Origin of the sequence: Streptomyces sp. NPDC029674, assembly GCF_044903205.1 — a bacterium.
Lineage (GTDB): Bacteria > Actinomycetota > Actinomycetes > Streptomycetales > Streptomycetaceae > Streptomyces.
Genome location: NZ_JBJDPY010000005.1, coordinates 458,133 through 476,498, shown reverse-complemented (window position 1 = coordinate 476,498; position 18,366 = coordinate 458,133). Strand labels below are relative to the sequence as shown.

Sequence of the window (18,366 nt, the reverse complement as noted above, 5' to 3'; positions counted from 1 at the left end):
ATGTCCACGGACCAGGTGGTCGAGGCGCTGAGGGCCTCCCTCCTCGACAACCAGCGCCTGCGCCAGGAGAACAACAGGCTCGCCGAACGAGCCACGCAGGCCGACCAAGCCGACGGGGCCCGAGAGCCGATCGCCGTCGTGGCGATGAGCTGCCGCTTCCCCGGCGGCGTCGACTCGCCCGAAGACCTGTGGGAACTGCTCGTCAAGGAGCGGGACGCCGTCACCGGCTTCCCCGCCGACCGGGGCTGGGACCTCGACGGCGTCTTCGACGACGACCCGGACACGCCGGGCACCTCGTACACGCGCGAAGGCGGATTCCTCCACGACGCCTGCGCCTTCGACCCCGGCTTCTTCGGGATCTCGCCCCGCGAGGCCCTCGCCATGGACCCGCAGCAGCGCCTCCTCCTCGAAACCTCCTGGGAGGCGGTCGAGCGCGCGGGCATCGACCCCCTCACCCTCAAGGGCAGCCGCACCGGCGTCTACGCGGGCGTCATCAACAGCGAGTACGGATCACGTCTCACCCGTGTGCCCGAGGAGCTGGAGGGCTTCCTCGGCACCGGTTCCATCTCCAGCGTCGTCTCCGGACGCGTCGCCTACACCCTGGGCCTGCAAGGGCCCGCGGTCACCCTGGACACCGCCTGCTCTTCCTCGCTCGTCGCAATCCATCTGGCCTGCCAGGCCCTCCGGGCCGGGGACACCACGCTGGCCCTCGCGGGCGGCGTGACCGTGATGGCGACGCCCGGGCTGTACGTCGGGTTCAGCAAGCAGCGCGGCCTCGCGCCCGACGGCCGCTGCAAGTCCTTCTCCGCAGCCGCCGACGGCGCGGGCTTCGGCGAAGGCGTCGGCATGGTCCTGCTGGAGCGCCTGTCGGACGCCCGCCGCAACGGGCACCCGGTGCTCGCCGTCATCCGTGGTTCCGCCGTCAACCAGGACGGCGCGAGCAACGGCCTGGCCGCGCCCAACGGCCCCGCCCAGGAACGCGTCATCCGGCAGGCCCTGGACAGCGCCGGTCTCGCCCCGGCCGAGGTCGACGCCGTCGAGGCGCACGGTACGGGAACCGTGCTCGGCGACCCCATCGAGGCGCAGGCCCTGCTCGCCACGTACGGCCAACAGCGGCCCCCCGGGCGACCGTTGTGGGTCGGCTCCCTCAAGTCGAACCTCACGCACACGCAGGCGGCCGCCGGTGTCGGCGGTGTCATCAAGACGGTCCTCGCGCTCCGCCACGGCCTGCTGCCCCGCACCCTGCACATCGACCGGCCCACCCCGCAGGTCGACTGGACGGAGGGTGCCGTCTCCCTGCTCACCACCGCGACGCCGTGGCCCGCCACGGGCCGCCCGCGCCGCGCCGGGGTCTCCTCCTTCGGAGCCAGCGGCACCAACGCCCACGTCGTCCTGGAACAGGCACCCGATGAACCGGCACCGGAACCGGTTCCGGCGCCGGCGCCGACGGGCGAGCGTGAGGAGCGCGGCGGCCCCGTCGCCTGGCCGCTGTCCGCCAAGGGCGCGGCGGCGCTGCGCGGGCAGGCCGCCACGCTGCACGCCCACATCCTGGCCGACCCGGCGCTCCGCCCGGCCGACGTCGGCCTCTCCCTGGCCACCGGCCGCTCCCTGTTCGCGGACCGCGCCGTGCTCGTGGGCGCCGACCGGGGCGAACTCCTGGATGGGCTCGGCGCGTTGGCGCGCGGCGAGCTGCTCACCGAAGGCGCCACCGGCACCGCCCCGCGCGGCGGCCGCAAAGCCGTGTTCGTCTTCCCCGGACTCGGCGCGCAGTGGCCCGGCATGGCCACCGAACTCCTCGACACGTCACCGGTGTTCGCCGCCCGCATGGCGGAGTGTGAGCGGGCCTTCGCCCCGTATGCGGACCAGTCCCTGGAAGCGGCGCTGCGCGGCGGGCCCGGCGCGCCGTCCCTGGACCGCGTGGAGGTCCTGCAGCCCGCGCTGTTCGCGGTGATGGTCTCCCTCGCACAGGTGTGGCGCTCGTACGGCGTCCGGCCCGCCGCCGTCGTCGGGCACAGCCAGGGCGAGGCCGCGGCGGCCTGCGTCGCGGGCGCCCTGACCCTGGACGACGCGGCCCGTGTGGTCGCCCTGCGCAGCCGCGCCCTGTCCGGGGTCACCGGCGGGGGCGGCATGGCCACGCTCATGATGTCCGGGGACGAGGCCGAGGAGCTGCTCGCCGCACGCGGCGGCGACGTGTCGGTCGCGGCCGTCAACGGCCCCCGCGTCGTGGTCGTCGCGGGCCCGGCGACCGCCGTCCACGACCTCGTCACCGACCTGTCCGGTCAGGGCCTCATGGCCTGGAACATCCCGGTCGACTACGCGTCGCACTCCGGAGCCGTCGACGCCGTACGCGACGAGCTGCGCACCGCCCTCGCCGGCATCACCCCGCGCACGCCCGCGATCCCGCTGCTCTCCACCGTCGACGCCGACTGGCTCACCGCCGAGCAGCTGACCGCCGACCACTGGTTCCGCAATCTGCGGGAGCCCGTCCGCTTCCATCCGGCCGTGCGCCGCCTCCTCGACGCGGGCCACCGCACCTTCGTCGAGGTCAGCCCGCACCCCACGCTCACCTACGGCATCGCGGACACGGCGGCCGACGCCGGCCTCGACGACGTCGAGGTGATCGGCACGCTGCGCCGCGACGAAGGCGGCCCGCGGCGCCTGCTGCTCGCCCTGGGCGAGGCGTACGCGGCCGGGCTCCCCGTCGACTGGCGGCCCGCGTACGAGGACACCGGCGCATGCCGCGTCGACCTGCCCACGTACGCCTTCCAGCGGCAGCGTTACTGGCTCGACGCCCCCGCCGCCGGCGGCGACCCCGCCACCTCCGGCCAGCGCGACCCGGGCCACGCCCTGCTCGGTGCGGCGGTCGACCTGCCGGACGGCGGCACCCTCTTCACCGGGCGGCTGTCGACCGCCGCCCACCCGTGGCTCGCCGACCACGCCGTCGCCGGCACCGTCCTGCTGCCCGGCGTGGCCTTCCTGGAAATGGCGGCCCACGCCGGCACGCTGCTCGACTGCGCGCAGGTCGAGGAGCTGACCCTCGCCGCCCCGCTGGCCCTGCCCGCCGCCGACGAGGCCACGGGCGTTCAACTCCGCCTCTCCGTCGGGCCCTTGGACGAGCAGGGGCGACGCGCAGTCGCGTTCCACTCCCGACCCGAGGACGCGGCGCCGGAAGAGCCGTGGACGCAGCACGCGAGCGGCCACCTCGCACCCGCTCCGGCGGACCGCCCCACGCACGCCGGGCCTGCGGTCTGGCCGCCGGAGGGTGCTCGGCAGCTGAGCGTCGACGACCTGTACGGCGCCATGGAGTCCAGGGGCGTCGAGTACGGCCCCGCCTTCCAGGGCCTGCGCGCCGCCTGGTCCCGAGGGGCAGACATCTTCGCCGAAGTGGCCCTGCCCGACGGCGTGCCGGACGCCTTCACGGTGCACCCCGCGCTGCTCGACGCGGCCCTCCAGACGGCCGGCCTGCGCCCCACCGCCACGAACGCCGACACGGACGCCGCCACGGACGCCGGCGAGGACGGTGGGGATACGTCGGGCGTCCCGCTGCCGTTCTCGTGGAGCCGGGTGACCCTCGGCCCCGGCGCGGGCCGTACGTTGCGCGTGTCCCTGCGTGCTGCGGGGACCGACGGGGCTGATGGGGCTGACGCGGTCAGCGTCCGCATCACCGGTGAGGACGGCCGACTCGTCGCCGACATCGGGGCGTTGACCCTGCGCATGGCCTCGTACGACGGACTGCGCGCCCTCGACCGTTCGCTGTACCGCGTGGATTGGGTCCGCGTGGAGCCGCCCGCCGCGCCACCCGTCGATCGCCGCTGGACGGTGCTCGGGGAGTGCGACGCCGGACTGCTGCCGGACGGACTCACCGCCACGAGGGTTCCCGCCGGCGGGATCAACGGGACCGACGGCGTCGACGCGGCCGTGCTGCCCTGTCCTCCTCCCGCTGCCGGAGCCGACACTCCCGAAGCGGTGCACGCCGTCACGGCGGCCGTCCTGGACCACCTGCGCGCCTGGCTCGCGGACACCGCGTCCGCGTCGGTCCCGCTGGTCGCCCTCACCCGGGGCGCGGCCGGGCCCGGCACGGAATCCGCGTCCGTCCCCTCCGCCTCCTCCGGCTCGTCCGTCGCGTCCGCCGCCGTCTGGGGGCTGCTGCGTTCGGCCCAGCTCGAACACCCCGGGCGGTTCGTGCTGCTGGACACGGACGACCCGGCCGCGACGCCCGCGGTCCTGCCCGTCGTACTCGCCGCCGAAGAGCCACAACTTGCCGTGCGAGGCGGGGTGTTGTACGCGCCCCGGCTCGTCCGTGCCGCAGCGCGGGCCGCCGGGAGCGGTGCGGGGACGTTCGGCCCGGACGGCACCGTCCTGCTGACCGGTGGGGGCGGCGTCCTGGCCGGGATCCTCGCCCGCCACCTCGTCACCCGGCACGGCGTACGCCACCTGCTGCTGCTCGGCCGCCGGGGCGCCGACAGCCCCGGTGTGACCGAACTGGCCCAGGAATTGGTGGAGTCGGGCGCCGACGTGACGGCCGTGGCCTGTGACGTAGCGGACCGCGAAGCCGTCGCCCACGTCCTGGCCGGAATTCCGGCGGAGCACCCGCTGCGCGCCGTCGTCCACACCGCGGGCGTCCTCGACGACGGCCTGCTGGAGGCGCAGACCGCCGAGCGGCTGAGCGCCGTGCTGCGGCCCAAGGTGGACGGGGCCCACCACCTGCACTCCCTCACCCGAGACGCGGGCGCGGACCTGACGGCGTTCATCGTCTACTCGTCGGCCGCCGGCATCTTCGGCAGCCCCGGCCAGTCCACGTACGCCGCCGCCAACGCCGCGCTCGACGCCCTCATGACGGAACGCCACCGCCTCGGCCTGCCCGCCACCTCACTGGCCTGGGGCCTGTGGGAGCAGCGCAGCGGCCTGACCGCCGACCTGTCCGACACCGACCTGCGGCGCATGAACCGCAGCGGCGTACGCGGCCTTTCGGCGGCGGAGGGCATGGCGCTGTTCGACAGCGCGCTCGGCCTGGACGAGCCTGACGAGCGGCCGGACGCGCCGAATGGACCCAGCGCGCCCGGCGATCCCAACAACCCCGTCCTCGTCCCCGTACACCTCGACCTCACCGCCTACCGGGGCCGGGCCGTCCCGCCGCTCCTGCGCTCCCTTGTCAAGGCGCCGGCCAGGCCCCGGACCGCGGCCGACAGCGCGCCGCTGCGGCAGCGCCTCGCCGCCGCCGACGTGACCGAACACGGGCGGATCATCGTCGACCTCGTCCTGAGCCAGGCCGCCGAGGTGCTCGGCCACGCCACACCCGAAGCCCTGCGCGCGGACGACGCGTTCCTCTCCGTCGGCTTCGACTCGCTGACCGCGGTCGAGCTGCGCAACCGGCTCGCCGCCCGCACCGGCCTGCGGCTGCGCCCCACCACGGTCCTCGACAACGGCACTCCCGCCCGCCTCGCCGAACTGCTGCGCACCGAACTGGCCTCGGCGGACCAGATCGCGGACGCGGACCCGGATGTGCCCGGGACCGTACCGCCCGAGGCCGCCGATCCCGTCGGCACCCTTTTCCGGCAGGCCTGCGAACTGGGCCGGGTCGACGACGGCATCGCCCTGTTGAAGCACGCCGCCGCCCTGCGCCCCGACTTCCGTACCGGCAGCGAACTCCTTGCCGCCGGGACGAAGCCGGAGCTGCTGCACCTGTGCCGCGACGACAGCGCGCCGCAGCTGGTCTGCTTCGGCTCCGTCGTCGCGCTGGGCGGCGCGCACCAGTACGCCCGATTCGCCGCCCGGTTCCGCGACCGCTACGGCGTCAGTGCCCTCGCGGCCCCCGGTTTCCTGCCGGGCGAACCGGTCCCGGCCGAGATGTCCGCGCTCCTCGACTTCCAGGCGCGGACCCTGCGCGAGGAGCTCGGCGAGCGGCCCCTCGTCCTCCTTGGCTCCTCCTCCGGCGGCACCCTCGCGCACGGCGTCGCGGCACGCCTGGAGGAGCTGGGCGCGGGACCGGCCGCGGTGGTGCTGCTCGACACCTACCTCTCGGACAACGAAGGGATGACCCAGTTCAACGACGTACTGATCGGCGGCATGTTCGCGCGCGAGGAACGGGCCGCCCCCATGGACGGCACCCGGCTCACCGCCATGGGCCGCTACTTCCGCCTCCTCGACACATGGACGCCGCCCCCGGTGCAAGCGCCCGTCCTCCTCGTCCGCGCCGGCGAGCCCCTCGCCGAACCGGACCCGGGTGCGGGCGACTGGCGCGCCACCTGGCCGACCGCCCAGAGCGTCGTCGACGTGCCCGGCGACCACTTCTCCCTCATGGAGGAGCACGTCGACACGACGGCCGGGGCCGTCACCGACTGGCTCGACACCGTCCTCGCCCCGTCACCCACCACCACGCGGCGCACACCCCGCACACGCCGCACGTCCTGACGTCCCACCGACACCGCTAGGAGAGGCGCATGACACGAGCGCCACACACCACCCCCGATACGCGGGCCGCCGCCGATCCGCGGTCTCCCGCCGGCAACCACCGGATCGCCGTCCTCGGCGCCGGCGTCATGGGCGTGGGCATCACCGCCCTCGCCCTCGGACACGGCGTACCGGTCCTCCTCGTCGACGTCGACGAGGAGCGGCTCGACCGAGCCAAGGACGACATCGACCGCGAACTGCGCATGGCTCAGCTGATGGGCCACCTCCCGGCCGCCGCCGGCACCGGGGCCCTGGAACTGGCCACCACCACCGAAGGCGTCGCCGACGCCACCGCCGTCGTCGAGGCCATCACCGAGGTCGCCGAGCTCAAGGCCAAGGCGCTCGCGGACGTCTCGGCCCGGGTGCGCCCCGGCACCCCACTGATCTCGAACACCTCGTCCATCCCCATCGACGAGCTCGCCGGTCACGCGGAACGCGCCGAGGACGTCGTCGGCACGCACTTCATGAACCCGCCCTACCTGATCCCGACCGTCGAGGTCATCCGGGGCGCCAGGACCGGCGAGGAGACCATGACCGCCGTCAGCGGTCTGCTCACCGCCCTGGCCCGCCACCAAGTCGTCGTACGGGACGCCCCCGGCTTCGTCACCAGCCGCGTCCTCCACCCGATGATCAATGACGCGGCCCGGGTCGTGCAGGAGGGCACCGCGACGGTCGAGGCCGTCGACGCCCTCATGGAGGGCTGCCTGGGTCACCCCACAGGACCGCTGCGCACCGCCGACCTGATCGGCATCGACAACTTGGTGGACTCGCTGCGCGTCCTGCACCAGCACACCGGAGACGAGGGCTGCCGCCCCTGCGACCTGCTGCTCGACAAGGTCCGGCAGGGCGAACTCGGCCGCAAGACCGGCCGTGGATTCTACGCATACCAGGAGGAGAACTGATGAGCAGCTTCGACGCCGGCGCCACCGAGTCCGCCGAGTCCCCCGAGTCCGCCGACTCCACCGAGGCCGTCGAGAAGGAGATCCTGCGCTTTCTGGAGGCGCGCACCAAGCGTTCCTGGGGGACCGACGCGGACCTCTTCGCCTCCGGCGGGCTCTCCTCGCTGTTCGCGATGGAGCTCGTCGTGCATCTGGAGAAGTCCTTCGGCGTCTCCGTCCGCGGCGCCGATCTCCGGCTGGACAACTTCCGTACGGTCACGGCGATGACAGAGCTCGTCCAGCGACTCCAGAAGGCGGCGGCCGGAGGAGCCGGTGAGTGACCAGCTACTGACGGAGGCACCGACCGACGCACCGCCCAACAGGCCCTCCCCGGAGGAGGCGGCCGCCGCCGTCACCGCCCTGGTGGGCGACGAGGCCGACGCCTGGGACCGCGCGGGGCTGCTGCCGGTCGGTCTGCTGCGGGAGCTGGGCGCCGCAGGGCGGCTCTGCCCCCAGGTGCCGGCGGAGTACGGGGGCTGGGGGCTGTCCAGCGCGGCCGCCGGGGAGTTCACCGCGCACGTCGGCAGCCTGTGCAGCTCCCTGCGGTCCGTCATGACCTCGCAGGGCATGGCCGCCTGGACCATCGAGCGCTTCGGCTCCGCCGGGCAGCGCGGGGAGTTCCTGCCCCGGCTCACCGGCGGCGGCCTCGCGGCGGCCGGGTTCAGCGAACGCGGCGCCGGAAGCGATCTGTCCGCCATGACGACCCGGGTGCGCCGCGACGGGGACACGGTCGTCCTCGACGGCCACAAGGTCTGGGTCACCGCCGCGCACTACGCGGACCTGCTCGTCGTATTCGGCAGGTACGAAGACGGCGGCAAGTACGAAGACGGCGGCGGGAACGGGGACGGAGGCGACGGCGACGAGGCGGTGGCCGTCGTCGTCCCCGCGGACACCCCCGGCGTCCGCGTCACCCGCGTCGCCGACCCGCTCGGCTGCCGCGCGGCCGGACACGCCGACATCGCCCTCGACGGGGTGCGGGTACCGGCCGCGCACGTGCTCGGCGGCTCGTCGCTGCCCTTGCCGCTCCTTGTCACCACCGCTCTCGCCTACGGCCGCATGTCGGTGGCCTGGGGGTGCGTCGGCATCCTGCGCGGCTGTCTGACGGCCGCCGCCCGGCACGCGGCCACGCGCGAGCAGTTCGGCGTTCCGCTGGGTGAGCACCAGCTCGTCGCCCGCCACCTCGCCGAGCTCTTCGTCGCCGAGCAGACCGCCGCCCGGGCCTGCGAGCACGCCTCGCGCTGCTGGGACGACGGCTCACCGGAGCAGGTAGTGGCCACGGTCCTGGCCAAACACGTCAGCGCGGGCAGCGCGGCCCGGGGCGCGGCCACCGCCGTCCAGGTGCTCGCCTCGGCCGGAGCCCGGGACGGGCACGTGGTGGCCCGCGCCCACCGCGACGCGAAGCTCATGGAAATCATCGAAGGCAGCAACGAGATGTGCCAGTTGATGCTGGCGCGGCACGTCCTCGGCAGCAGTGTGTGAAGGGAATCGGAGTGACAACCACCGGAGCGAACACACCCGCAGCGACCACGGCGACGCGTGACGCGCCGCCCCTCCATTCCGCCCCCGTACTCAAATGCCTGGTCTGGGACCTCGACAACACCCTGTGGCAGGGGACCCTCCTGGAGGACGGCGAGGTGACGCTGCCGGACGCGATACGCGATGTCGTCGTGGAGCTGGACTCCCGCGGCATCCTCCAGTCCGTCGCCAGCAAGAACGACCACGAGACGGCGTGGGCCCGACTGGAGAAACTCGGCGTCGCCGAGTACTTCGTGCTGCCGCGGATCGGCTGGGGCCCCAAGTCGGACGCGGTACGCCGGATCGCCGACACCCTGGGATTCGCCCTGAGCGCCGTCGGCTTCATCGACGACCAGCCCGCCGAACGCGCCGAGGTCACCTACCACCTCCCCGAGGTCCGCTGCTACGACGCCGAGGACGCCGAACACCTGCCGGGGCGCCCGGAGTTCACGCCGCCCCTGCAGACGGTGGACTCCCGGCGGCGGCGCCAGATGTACCAGGCGGGGTTCCGGCGCGAGGCAGCCCGGGCCGAGGCGGCCGGGCCGGACGAGGACTTCCTGCGCTCCCTGGAGCTGGACATGCGCATCGGCCGCGCCACCGACGACGAACTGTCGCGCGTCGAGGAACTCACCCTGCGCACCAGCCAGATGAACGCCACCGGAGTGCACTACTCCGACGCCGACCTGCGCCGGCTGCTCACCGATCCCGGCCACGAGGTCCTGGTGGTCACGCTCACGGACCGCTTCGGCCCGCACGGCGCCGTCGGCGTACTGCTCCTGGAGCGCCGCCCGGCGGCGTGGCACCTCAAACTACTCGCCACCTCCTGCCGCGTGGTGTCGTTCGGCGCGGGCGCGACCATCCTCAACTGGCTCATCGACGAGGCGGCCCGCGCGGACACGCATCTGGTGGCCGACTTCAGGCCCACCGAACGCAACCGCATGATGGAGATCGCCTACCGCTTCGCGGGATTCACGGACGCCGACCCGTGCTCCTGCGTCGCGACCCTCCCGCCGGCGGCGGACGACCTCCAGCGCCTGCATCTGCGGCCCTCGCCGCGCCCGGCATCGACGACGATCAAGGTGAGCGCGGTGAACCTGGTCTGAGGGACGGGGCGGCCCGGTACGTGGCTCCCACGCACGGGGCCGCCCCCGCCTCCGTACTCAGCGCTTGCGGGCCAGTGTGATGCCGTCCGCCATCGGCAGCAGGGAAATGTCCACGCGTTCATCCGCGGTCAGCGCCGAATTGAGCTCGCGAATGGCCACGGTGTCCGCGTCGTCGAATTCCGGGTCCGCGACGCGCCCGAAGAAGAGCGTATTGTCGATGACGAGAAGCCCGCCGCTCCTGGTGAGAGCGAGCGACTTCTCGTAATAGGTCCGGTAGTTGGTTTTGTCGGCGTCGATGAATACGAGGTCGAACGCGCCGGCGCCCCGTTCCGTGAGCAGCTCGTCCAGGGTGTCCCGCGCGTCCCCGACGCGCAGCTCGATCCGGTCGTCGATGCCGTCCCGCTTCCAGTACGCGGCGCCGATGTCGGGCCACCGGTCGGTGACGTCGCAGGTCACGACCTTGCCGTCGGCGGGCAGCGCCCGCGCCATGCACAGCGTGCTGTACCCGGTGAAGGTGCCGAGCTCCAGCACCGACCGTGCTCCGGTGAGGCGGACGAGCAGCGCCAGTAACTGGCCTTCCTCCGCCATGACCTGCATGGCCGTGCCACCCGGCAGCTGCGCCGTTTCCTCCCGCAGCCCTCTCAGAATGTCGTCGTCGCGGAGTGACACATCCCTGACGTAGGAAAGGAGGGGGCCGGTGGAATCGATCTGGTCAGCCATGAAGGCAACGCCCTTCTCTCTGCCGCGCAATGAATGGGAAGTAATCCCTTCACGACCGTAACAGCGAATACCGCGGCAAGGTCATCGAACGGCTGAAACCGAGCGGTGCTCAATTTCCTGCGGCGCGGGGCGTGACAGGCGGCTCCACGAGGTCCAGACTTCAGCCCCCGGGCACCCGGTCAGACCCGAGCCGGTCCGACTCGGTTCGGTGTGGGGGAGCGGAGGCTCGGCGCATGGGTGGAGGAGCGGCTGCCGCGGCAGAGGGCGCGGTGATCTCGCTGCCCCAGGGCGGCGGTGCGGTCAGCGGTCTGGGGGAGACGTTCGCCCCCGATCTGTTCACCGGCACGGGCAACTTCACGGTGCCGATCGGGATACCGCCCGGCCGCGCGGGGCTGACGCCCCAACTGTCCCTGGGGTACAGCACGGGACAGGGCAACGGCCCCTTCGGCATCGGCTGGCAGCTGAGTCTGCCGGGAGTGGCGCGCAAGACGTCCCGTGGTGTTCCGAGCTACGCGGACATCCCGGGAAACGCGGCCGACCGGCGGCCCGGTGCGGTGGCGCGGCCCGATGTGTTCGTCCTGTCCGGGGCCGATGACCTGGTGCCCGTCGAGGGCGGTCTGCCGGGACGGACGCGCTACCGGCCGCGCACGGAGGGACAGTTCGCGCGGATCGAGCACGTCCGGGACGGGTCGGGCGACTTCTGGGAGGTGCGCGGCAGGGACGGCATGCTCAGCCGCTACGGCAGCCGGCGCCCGGGCGGCGCGGACGCGGCCTGGCGCGATCCCGCGACGGTCGCCGACCCCGACGCCCCGCAGCGGATCTTCGGCTGGCGGGTCACCGAGAGCCGGGACGCCCTCGGCAACCTGATCCGGTACGAGTATTTGCGCGACAAGGGCCGCGAGCCCGGGCACGCCTGGGACCAGCCGCTGCTCTCCCGTATCCGGTACGCGGACTACGGGGACCGGGCGGCCCCTTCGTTCCTGGTCGAGGTGGCGTTCGCGTACGAGCAGCGGCCCGATCCGTTCTCCGGCCACCGCTCCGGGTTCGAAGTGCGCAGCACGCTGCGGTGCCGCTCCATCCGGGTGACCACGCATGCCGCGGACGGTGTCGCCCGTCCGGCGCGCGAGTACCGGCTGGGCTACGAACAGGCCGTGTTCAACGGGGTGTCGCTGCTGACGCGTGTCGACGCGGTCGGCGTCGACGACCAGGGCCTCCCGCCGGGGCAGGAGGCCGCGGAGGAGCGGCTGCCACCGCTGACGTTCGCCTATACGGGATTCGACCCTGCCGCGCACCGCTTGGCCCCGCTGACGGGGCCCGGCCTGCCGACGGCGTCGCTCGGCAGTCCGGTGCTCGCGCTGGTGGATCTGCGCGGCAGCGGGCTGCCCGATGTCGTCGAGCTCGGGCCTGCCGCGGCCCGCGTGTGGCGCAATGCCGGCGGTGGGCGCTTCGAGTTGCCCCGCGCCCTCGCCGAGGTGCCGCCCTGTTCGCTCGCCGATCCCGGCGTGCGGTTCCTGGACGCCAACGGCGACGGCCGCCCCGACCTTCTGGTGTCCGAGAGGGCCGCGCGGGGCGGGCCCACGGGAGCGGGCGTGCGGGCCGAGGGCATGGCGGCGGGCTACTTCCCGATGAGCTTCGCGGGAGGCTGGAGCCGTCGCTCGTTCACGCGCTACGGGCAGTCGCCGTCGGTGGAGCTGAGTGACGCGAACGTACGCCTCGCCGATCTGGACGGGGACGGCCTGACCGACGTGGTGCGGTCCGGGGCACGTCTGGAGTGCTGGTTCAACGACCCGGACCCGCGGCTGGCGTGGCGACGCTCGGCCAGCGGTGCGGCCGCCGGACCGCCGGTCGACTTCACGAACCCCCGGGTGCGGCTCGCCGACATGACCGGTGACGGGCTGCCGGACATCGTGCTGCTGAGCAGCGGCAACATCTCCTATCAGCCGAACCTGGGGCACGGCCGGTGGGGGACGCGGGTGACCATGCGCAACTCGCCCCGGCTGCCCGCGGATTACGATGCGCGGCGGCTGCTGCTCGGCGACGTCGACGGGGACGGCGCGGCCGACCTGATCTTCGTCGACCGCGGCCGGGTACTGCTCTGGGGCAACAGGTCCGGCAACGGGTGGACGGACGAGCCGGTCGCCGTCCGGGGCACCCCGGACGTGGTGGGCACGGACTCCGTGCAGGTGTGCGACCTGTACGGAACCGGCATGCAGGGGCTGCTGTTCAGCCGCACCGCCGACGGGTCCGGCCGCCCGCACTTACGGTTCCTGGACTTCAGCGGCGGAGTCAAGCCGCGGCTGCTCGAGCTGATGGACAACCACCTGGGGGCCGTGACCCGCGTGACGTACGCGCCCTCCACCGAGGAGTACCTGCGCGATCAGCGTGACCCGGCGACCCGCTGGCGCACCACCCTGCCGTTCCCCGTCCACGTGGTCACGAGCGTCGAGGTGACCGACGCACTGTCAGGCAGCCGGACGAGCGCCACCTACCGATATCACCACGGCTATTGGGACGGCGTGGAGCGGGAGTTCCGCGGCTTCGCGAGGGTCGACCGCCTGGACACCGAGACGTTCACCCAGGCATCCCTGCCCCACGAGCGGGAAGAGCACTTCTCGCCGCCCACGCTCACCAAGAGCTGGTTCCACCCGGGCCCCGTCGCCGCCGCCGAAGCGAGCGAATGGACCGAAGCGGACCTCCGCCACGAGTACTTCGGCGGAGACGCCCCGATGCTGCCGCGCCCGCCGGGGCAGTCCGCGTTCCTCGCCTCCCTGCCGCGCGCCGCCCGCCGCTCCGCCCTGCGCGCCCTGCGCGGCCGGCTCCAGCGCACCGAGCTGTACGCCCTGGACGGCGCCGCCCACGCATCCCGCCCCTACACCGTCACCGAGTCGCTCCCCGGCATCCGCGAGGAGTCGCCGCCGACCGGGGACGACGCCCGCGAGCGGATCTTCTTCCCGTTCACACTCGGCGAGCGCGTCACCGAGTACGAGCGCGGCGTCGAACCCATGACGCGCTTCACCTTCCCCGCCGGGCACGACCGGTACGGCCTGCCGACCGGACAGCTGGCCCTCGCCGTGCCGCGCGGCCGCGACCCGCTGGCCGCCGTCGCCACCGTGACGCAGCCCTACTTGTCGACGTACACGATGCTGGAGTACGCCCGCCGCGACGACGCCACGCACTACCTGGTCGACAAGGTCGCGAGGAAGACCGAGTCCGAGGTCGTGCACGACGGCCGGCTGCGCGTGGCCGACCTGCGGGACACCGTTCTCGCCGGGCCGCCACAGGGCAGCGGGGTGGAGCTGCGCCTGCTCACGGACACGCGCAACCGGTACGACGGCGACGCGTACACGGGGCTTCCGCACGGAGTGCTCGGCGAGTTCGGACTGCTCTCCCGCACCGAGTCCCTCGCCTTCACCGACGCGTTCCTCGACTCCCTGTACCGGTCCGACGATCCGGCGGCGACCGGTCCCCGCCCGGCATATCTCACCCCGGGCGGAGCCACCGCCTGGACCGGCGAATATCCGCGGGAGTTCCGCGACCTGCTGCCCCGGCTCGCCGGACATGTGCACCACACCGACGGCGAGCTGCCCGGTTCACCCGCCGGCTACTACGTGATCACCGCACGCCATCAGTACGACACCCAGGTGGCGGGCCGGACACCCCGCGGCCTGCCGCTCGCGTCAATCGACCCGCTGGGCGCGCACAGCCGCATCGACTACGACGCGCACGACCTGCTCCCGGTGCGCTGCGTCGACCCGGCAGGGCTGACGACCGACGCCGTGGCCGACCACCGGCTGCTGTATCCGCGTGAGCTGACGGACGCCAACGGCACGACCACCACGGTCGCCTACTCCCCGGCCGGTTTCGTCACCGCCCGCTCCGTGCGCGGCCGGAACGGGGAGGGCGACCGTGCGGCGCCCGGCACCCGCACGACGTACGACCTGCTGGCCTTCGCCGAGGGGCGGGGCCCGGCCGCCGTGCGCACCGTGCGCCGTGTGCACCACGACACGGACACCGACACGCCGCCCGAGCGCGTCGACGACGTCCTGGTGTCGGTGCAGTACTCCGACGGATTCGGCCGTCTCCTCCAGACCCGCACCCAGGCCGAGGACACCCTCTTCGGCGATCCCGCGTACGGCGGCGGCACCATACCGGCGGGCGACCTCACACCGGTCGGCGACACCATCGGACGCACCCGGGGCGCCTCGGATCCGGAGAACGTGATCGTCTCCGGCCATCAGGTGTACGACAACAAGGGGCGGGTGGTGCGCAAGTACGAGCCGTTCCACGCCACCGGCTTCGCCTATGCCGAGGCGCCCGACGCCCGGTCGGGGCAGCACACCGAGCTGTTCTACGACCCTCGCGGTCAGGTGGTGCGCACCCTGAACCCGGACGGCAGCGAGCAGCGAGTCCTCTTCGGCGTCCCGGCCGACCTCACCGACCCGGACGGTTTCGCGCCGACCCCCTGGGAGTCGTACACCTACGACGCCAACGACAACGCGGGCCGCACGCACCCCGACTCCACGCAGCCCTACGCGAGCCACTGGAACACCCCGGCGAGCATGGAGGTCGACGCGCTCGGCCGGACGGTGCGTACCGTCGCCCGCAACGGGGCCGGGCCGGCGGACCGCATCACCACCGGAGCCGAGTACGACGTCCGGGGCAACCTCGTCTCGGTGACGGACGCGCTCGGCCGGGAGACGTTCCGGTACGTGTACGACATGGCGCGGCGGCGCTGGCGGGCCGACGGCATCGACTGCGGGCGCCGCGACACGGTGCCCGACGCGCTCGGCCGCGCCGTCGAGACCCGGGACAGCAAGGGGTCGTTGACGCTGTGCGCGTTCGACGCACTGCGCAGGCCGACCCGCGTGTGGGCGCGCGACGACGGCACAGGTCCGGTGTCACTGCGTCAGATCGTCGAGTACGGCGACGGCGGCACGCCCGGGCAACCCGCCGCCGAACGGGCCGCGGCCCGCGCCCGCAACCTGCTCGGCCGCCCCGTGCGCCACCACGACGAAGCGGGGCTCGTGACCGTCACCGCGGCCGACTGCAAGGGCAATGTCCTGGAGACCACACGGCGGATCATCGCCGACGCCCCGATCCTCGACAGCTACGAGAACGCTGCGGGCAGGGACTGGCAGATCGTGCCGTTCCAGGTCGAGTGGACACCCGCTCCCGGCCAGTCCCGCGAGACCCGTGACGCACAACTCCTCGAACCCGTCGGCTACGTGACCAACTCGGCGTACGACGCCCTCGACCGGGTCGTGAGGCATGCGTTCCCCGTCGATGTGGAAGGACGCCGCCGGGTCCTCAGGCCCACCTACAGCCGGGCGGGCACGTTGGAGCAGGTGCGCCTCGACGACACGGTGTACGTGCAGCGGATCAGCTACGACGCCAAGGGACAGCGGACGCTGATCGCCTACGGCAACGGCGTCCTCACCCGGTACGCGTACGACCCGCACACGTTCCTGCTCACGCGGCTGCGCAGCGAGCACTACACCCTCGTCGACGCGCGTACCTACCGGCCGTCGGGTGACCCGCTGCAGGACCACGGCTACGAGCACGACCTCGCGGGAAACCTCCTGACCCTGCGCGAACGGACGCCGGGCAGCGGCATCCCGGGCAACGCGGCCGCACTCGGCACGGACGACCCCATCCTGCGCAAACTGCTTGGCGGCGGCGACGCGCTCGACCGGCACTTCACCTACGACCCCTGCTACCGGCTGCTGAGCGCGACGGGCCGCGAGCACCGGGCCCCGCCCGCCGGTGACCCGTGGCACGCCACACCACGCGGCACCGATGTGACCAGGGCGCAGGCCTACCGGGAAACGTACCGGTACGACGCCGCGGACAGCCTGCTCGCCCTGACGCACACGGGCACCGGCGGTTTCGCGCGCACCTTCACCCTCACGCCCGGCAGCAACCGGCTGCGGCGCACGACCACCGGGCAGACACCGTACGACTACACATTCGACCGCAACGGCAACATGACCGGGGAGACCACCTCACGGCACTTCGCGTGGGACCACGGCGACCGGCTCAAGGCGTTCGCGACCCGGACCGCGGGAGCCGAGCCGTCGGTCCACGCGCAGTACCTCCACGACGCGACGGGCCGGCGGATCAAAAAGCTGGTGCGCCGCCAGGGCGGTGGCGTGGAAGTCGTCCACTACGTCGACGAGCTCTTCGAGCACCACCGCTGGGCCGGGTCCGCGGGCAGCGGCGAGAACCAGCACATCCACGTCATGGACGACCGCCGCAGGGTCGCACTCGTCCGGCTCGGCCCGGCCCACCCGGACGACCGCGGCCCCGCCACCGCCTTCCACCTGGGCGACCACCTCGGCAGCAGCACCGCCGTACTGGACCACGCCGGGATCCTCACCAACCGCGAGGAGTACACCCCCTACGGCGAGACCAGCTTCGGCGGCCACACCAGGAAGCGCTACCGGTTCACCGGCGCCGAGCGCGACGAGGAGAGCGGGCTGAACCACCACGGGGCCCGCTCCTACGCGCCGTGGACCGCGCGCTGGACCAGCTGCGACCCGCTGGGCATCGTCGACGGACTCAACCTCTTCACCTACGTACGCGCCAATCCGCTGCGCCTCACCGATCCCACGGGCAAGCAGAGCGCGACCGTCGGCGACGTCGCGTCCGACGCGATCGGCCTTCTCGACAGCTCGGAGAACCCCTTCCAGGTCCAGGGGAAGGCAGGTCTGCGCGAGATTCCCGTCTCGCTCGACATCGACGAGGCGCTGCCGGTCGGACAGCGGGGCATCTCGGTGGGGGAGGCCCGGGCCAGGGCGCTCGACGTGTCCAACCGTCAGCTGCTCGACCCGGCCACGAACCGGTACACCAAATACCTCGGGACCGAGGCACGGGCCGGCTCCCTCAGCCGTGTCGTCCGGTCGGTCGCCGAGGACGCGAGCCTCCTGTTCACACACCGGTTCAACGAGATCACGGAGATGCGGACGGTCTTCGCCGACGCGGTCGCGAGGGTCCGCGACCCCATGGGGATGTCGCCGACCGCCCTCAAGGCCGCGGTCAACGGGCACGTCTGGGACATCATCAAGACGGGCACCGGCCCGGCGGCGACGCGGGTGCGCGAGGCCCTCGGCAAGCTCGGCTTCGAGAACGTCCCCAAGACCGGCTTCGTGATGCGCGGACCACCCGGGGGCGGTGCGGGCCCCGTCCCGTCGGGCGCGGCGCCGGCCCGTCCGTCGGCCGGGGCGGGCACCGCGGCGAAGGGGGCGGCCGCGGCCGAGGGCGTGGCCGCTGCCGAAGTGGCGGAGAAGGGGGCCGGGCTCATGGGCAAGGCCGGGCGGGTCGTCGGCTTCGTCGGCAGGGCGGCCATCGCCGTCCCGGTCGTGTACCGGTCCTTCATGGCCGGCACCCATCTGCGCGAGGGACACGGCTGGGAGGCCGCCAAGCAGGTCGGCCTGCTGCTGTGGGAGGTGAGTCCCGGCCCGCTGCTGCTCGCCGGGGCGGAGGGCAGGCAGCAGCTCGTCGAGCGGATCAGGGCGACCCACGACGCGAAGACGGCGGAGCAGATCATCCGCAACTCCTGCCTGTACGCGTCACCGATCTGCCGTCAGTGATCCGTACCGCGCTCCTCTCGACGACCGTCCGGACACATACACAAGAGGGGG

7 protein-coding genes are annotated in these 18,366 nt (G+C 73.3%); 6 read left to right on the top strand and 1 reads right to left on the bottom strand.

What is annotated here, in order from left to right; all coding sequences use genetic code 11:
• From ACI2L3_RS15465 to ACI2L3_RS15445, 5 genes are all read left to right on the top strand, one after another.
• Nucleotides 1–6,411, top strand: a complete 6,411-nt coding sequence (locus tag ACI2L3_RS15465) for a type I polyketide synthase (RefSeq protein WP_404752867.1) — start codon at nucleotides 1–3, stop codon at nucleotides 6,409–6,411.
• A gap of 29 nt (nucleotides 6,412–6,440) precedes the next feature.
• Nucleotides 6,441–7,352, top strand: coding sequence for a 3-hydroxyacyl-CoA dehydrogenase family protein (locus ACI2L3_RS15460; RefSeq protein WP_404752866.1), 912 nt, complete (start codon nucleotides 6,441–6,443; stop codon nucleotides 7,350–7,352).
• Nucleotides 7,352–7,669: an acyl carrier protein gene (locus tag ACI2L3_RS15455; RefSeq protein WP_404752865.1), complete on the top strand. Its 318-nt coding sequence runs from the start codon at nucleotides 7,352–7,354 to the stop codon at nucleotides 7,667–7,669. The genes ACI2L3_RS15460 and ACI2L3_RS15455 overlap by 1 nt, the downstream gene beginning before the upstream one ends.
• A 7-nt stretch (nucleotides 7,670–7,676) precedes the next feature.
• Nucleotides 7,677–8,867, top strand: a complete 1,191-nt coding sequence (locus tag ACI2L3_RS15450) for an acyl-CoA dehydrogenase family protein (RefSeq protein ID WP_404752916.1) — start codon at nucleotides 7,677–7,679, stop codon at nucleotides 8,865–8,867.
• 98 nt (nucleotides 8,868–8,965) lie between these two features.
• Nucleotides 8,966–10,006, top strand: a complete 1,041-nt coding sequence (locus tag ACI2L3_RS15445) for an HAD-IIIC family phosphatase (RefSeq protein WP_404752915.1) — start codon at nucleotides 8,966–8,968, stop codon at nucleotides 10,004–10,006.
• Nucleotides 10,007–10,063: 57 nt separating this feature from the next.
• Here ACI2L3_RS15445 and ACI2L3_RS15440 read toward each other — a convergent pair whose 3' ends face one another.
• A complete protein-coding gene (locus tag ACI2L3_RS15440) occupies nucleotides 10,064–10,726 on the bottom strand; it encodes an O-methyltransferase (protein ID WP_404752914.1) in 663 nt (220 codons plus the stop codon).
• A gap of 233 nt (nucleotides 10,727–10,959) precedes the next feature.
• Between ACI2L3_RS15440 and ACI2L3_RS15435 the strand changes: the two genes are divergently transcribed.
• A complete protein-coding gene (locus tag ACI2L3_RS15435) occupies nucleotides 10,960–18,315 on the top strand; it encodes a SpvB/TcaC N-terminal domain-containing protein (protein ID WP_404752864.1) in 7,356 nt (2,451 codons plus the stop codon).
• Nucleotides 18,316–18,366 lie beyond the last annotated feature (51 nt).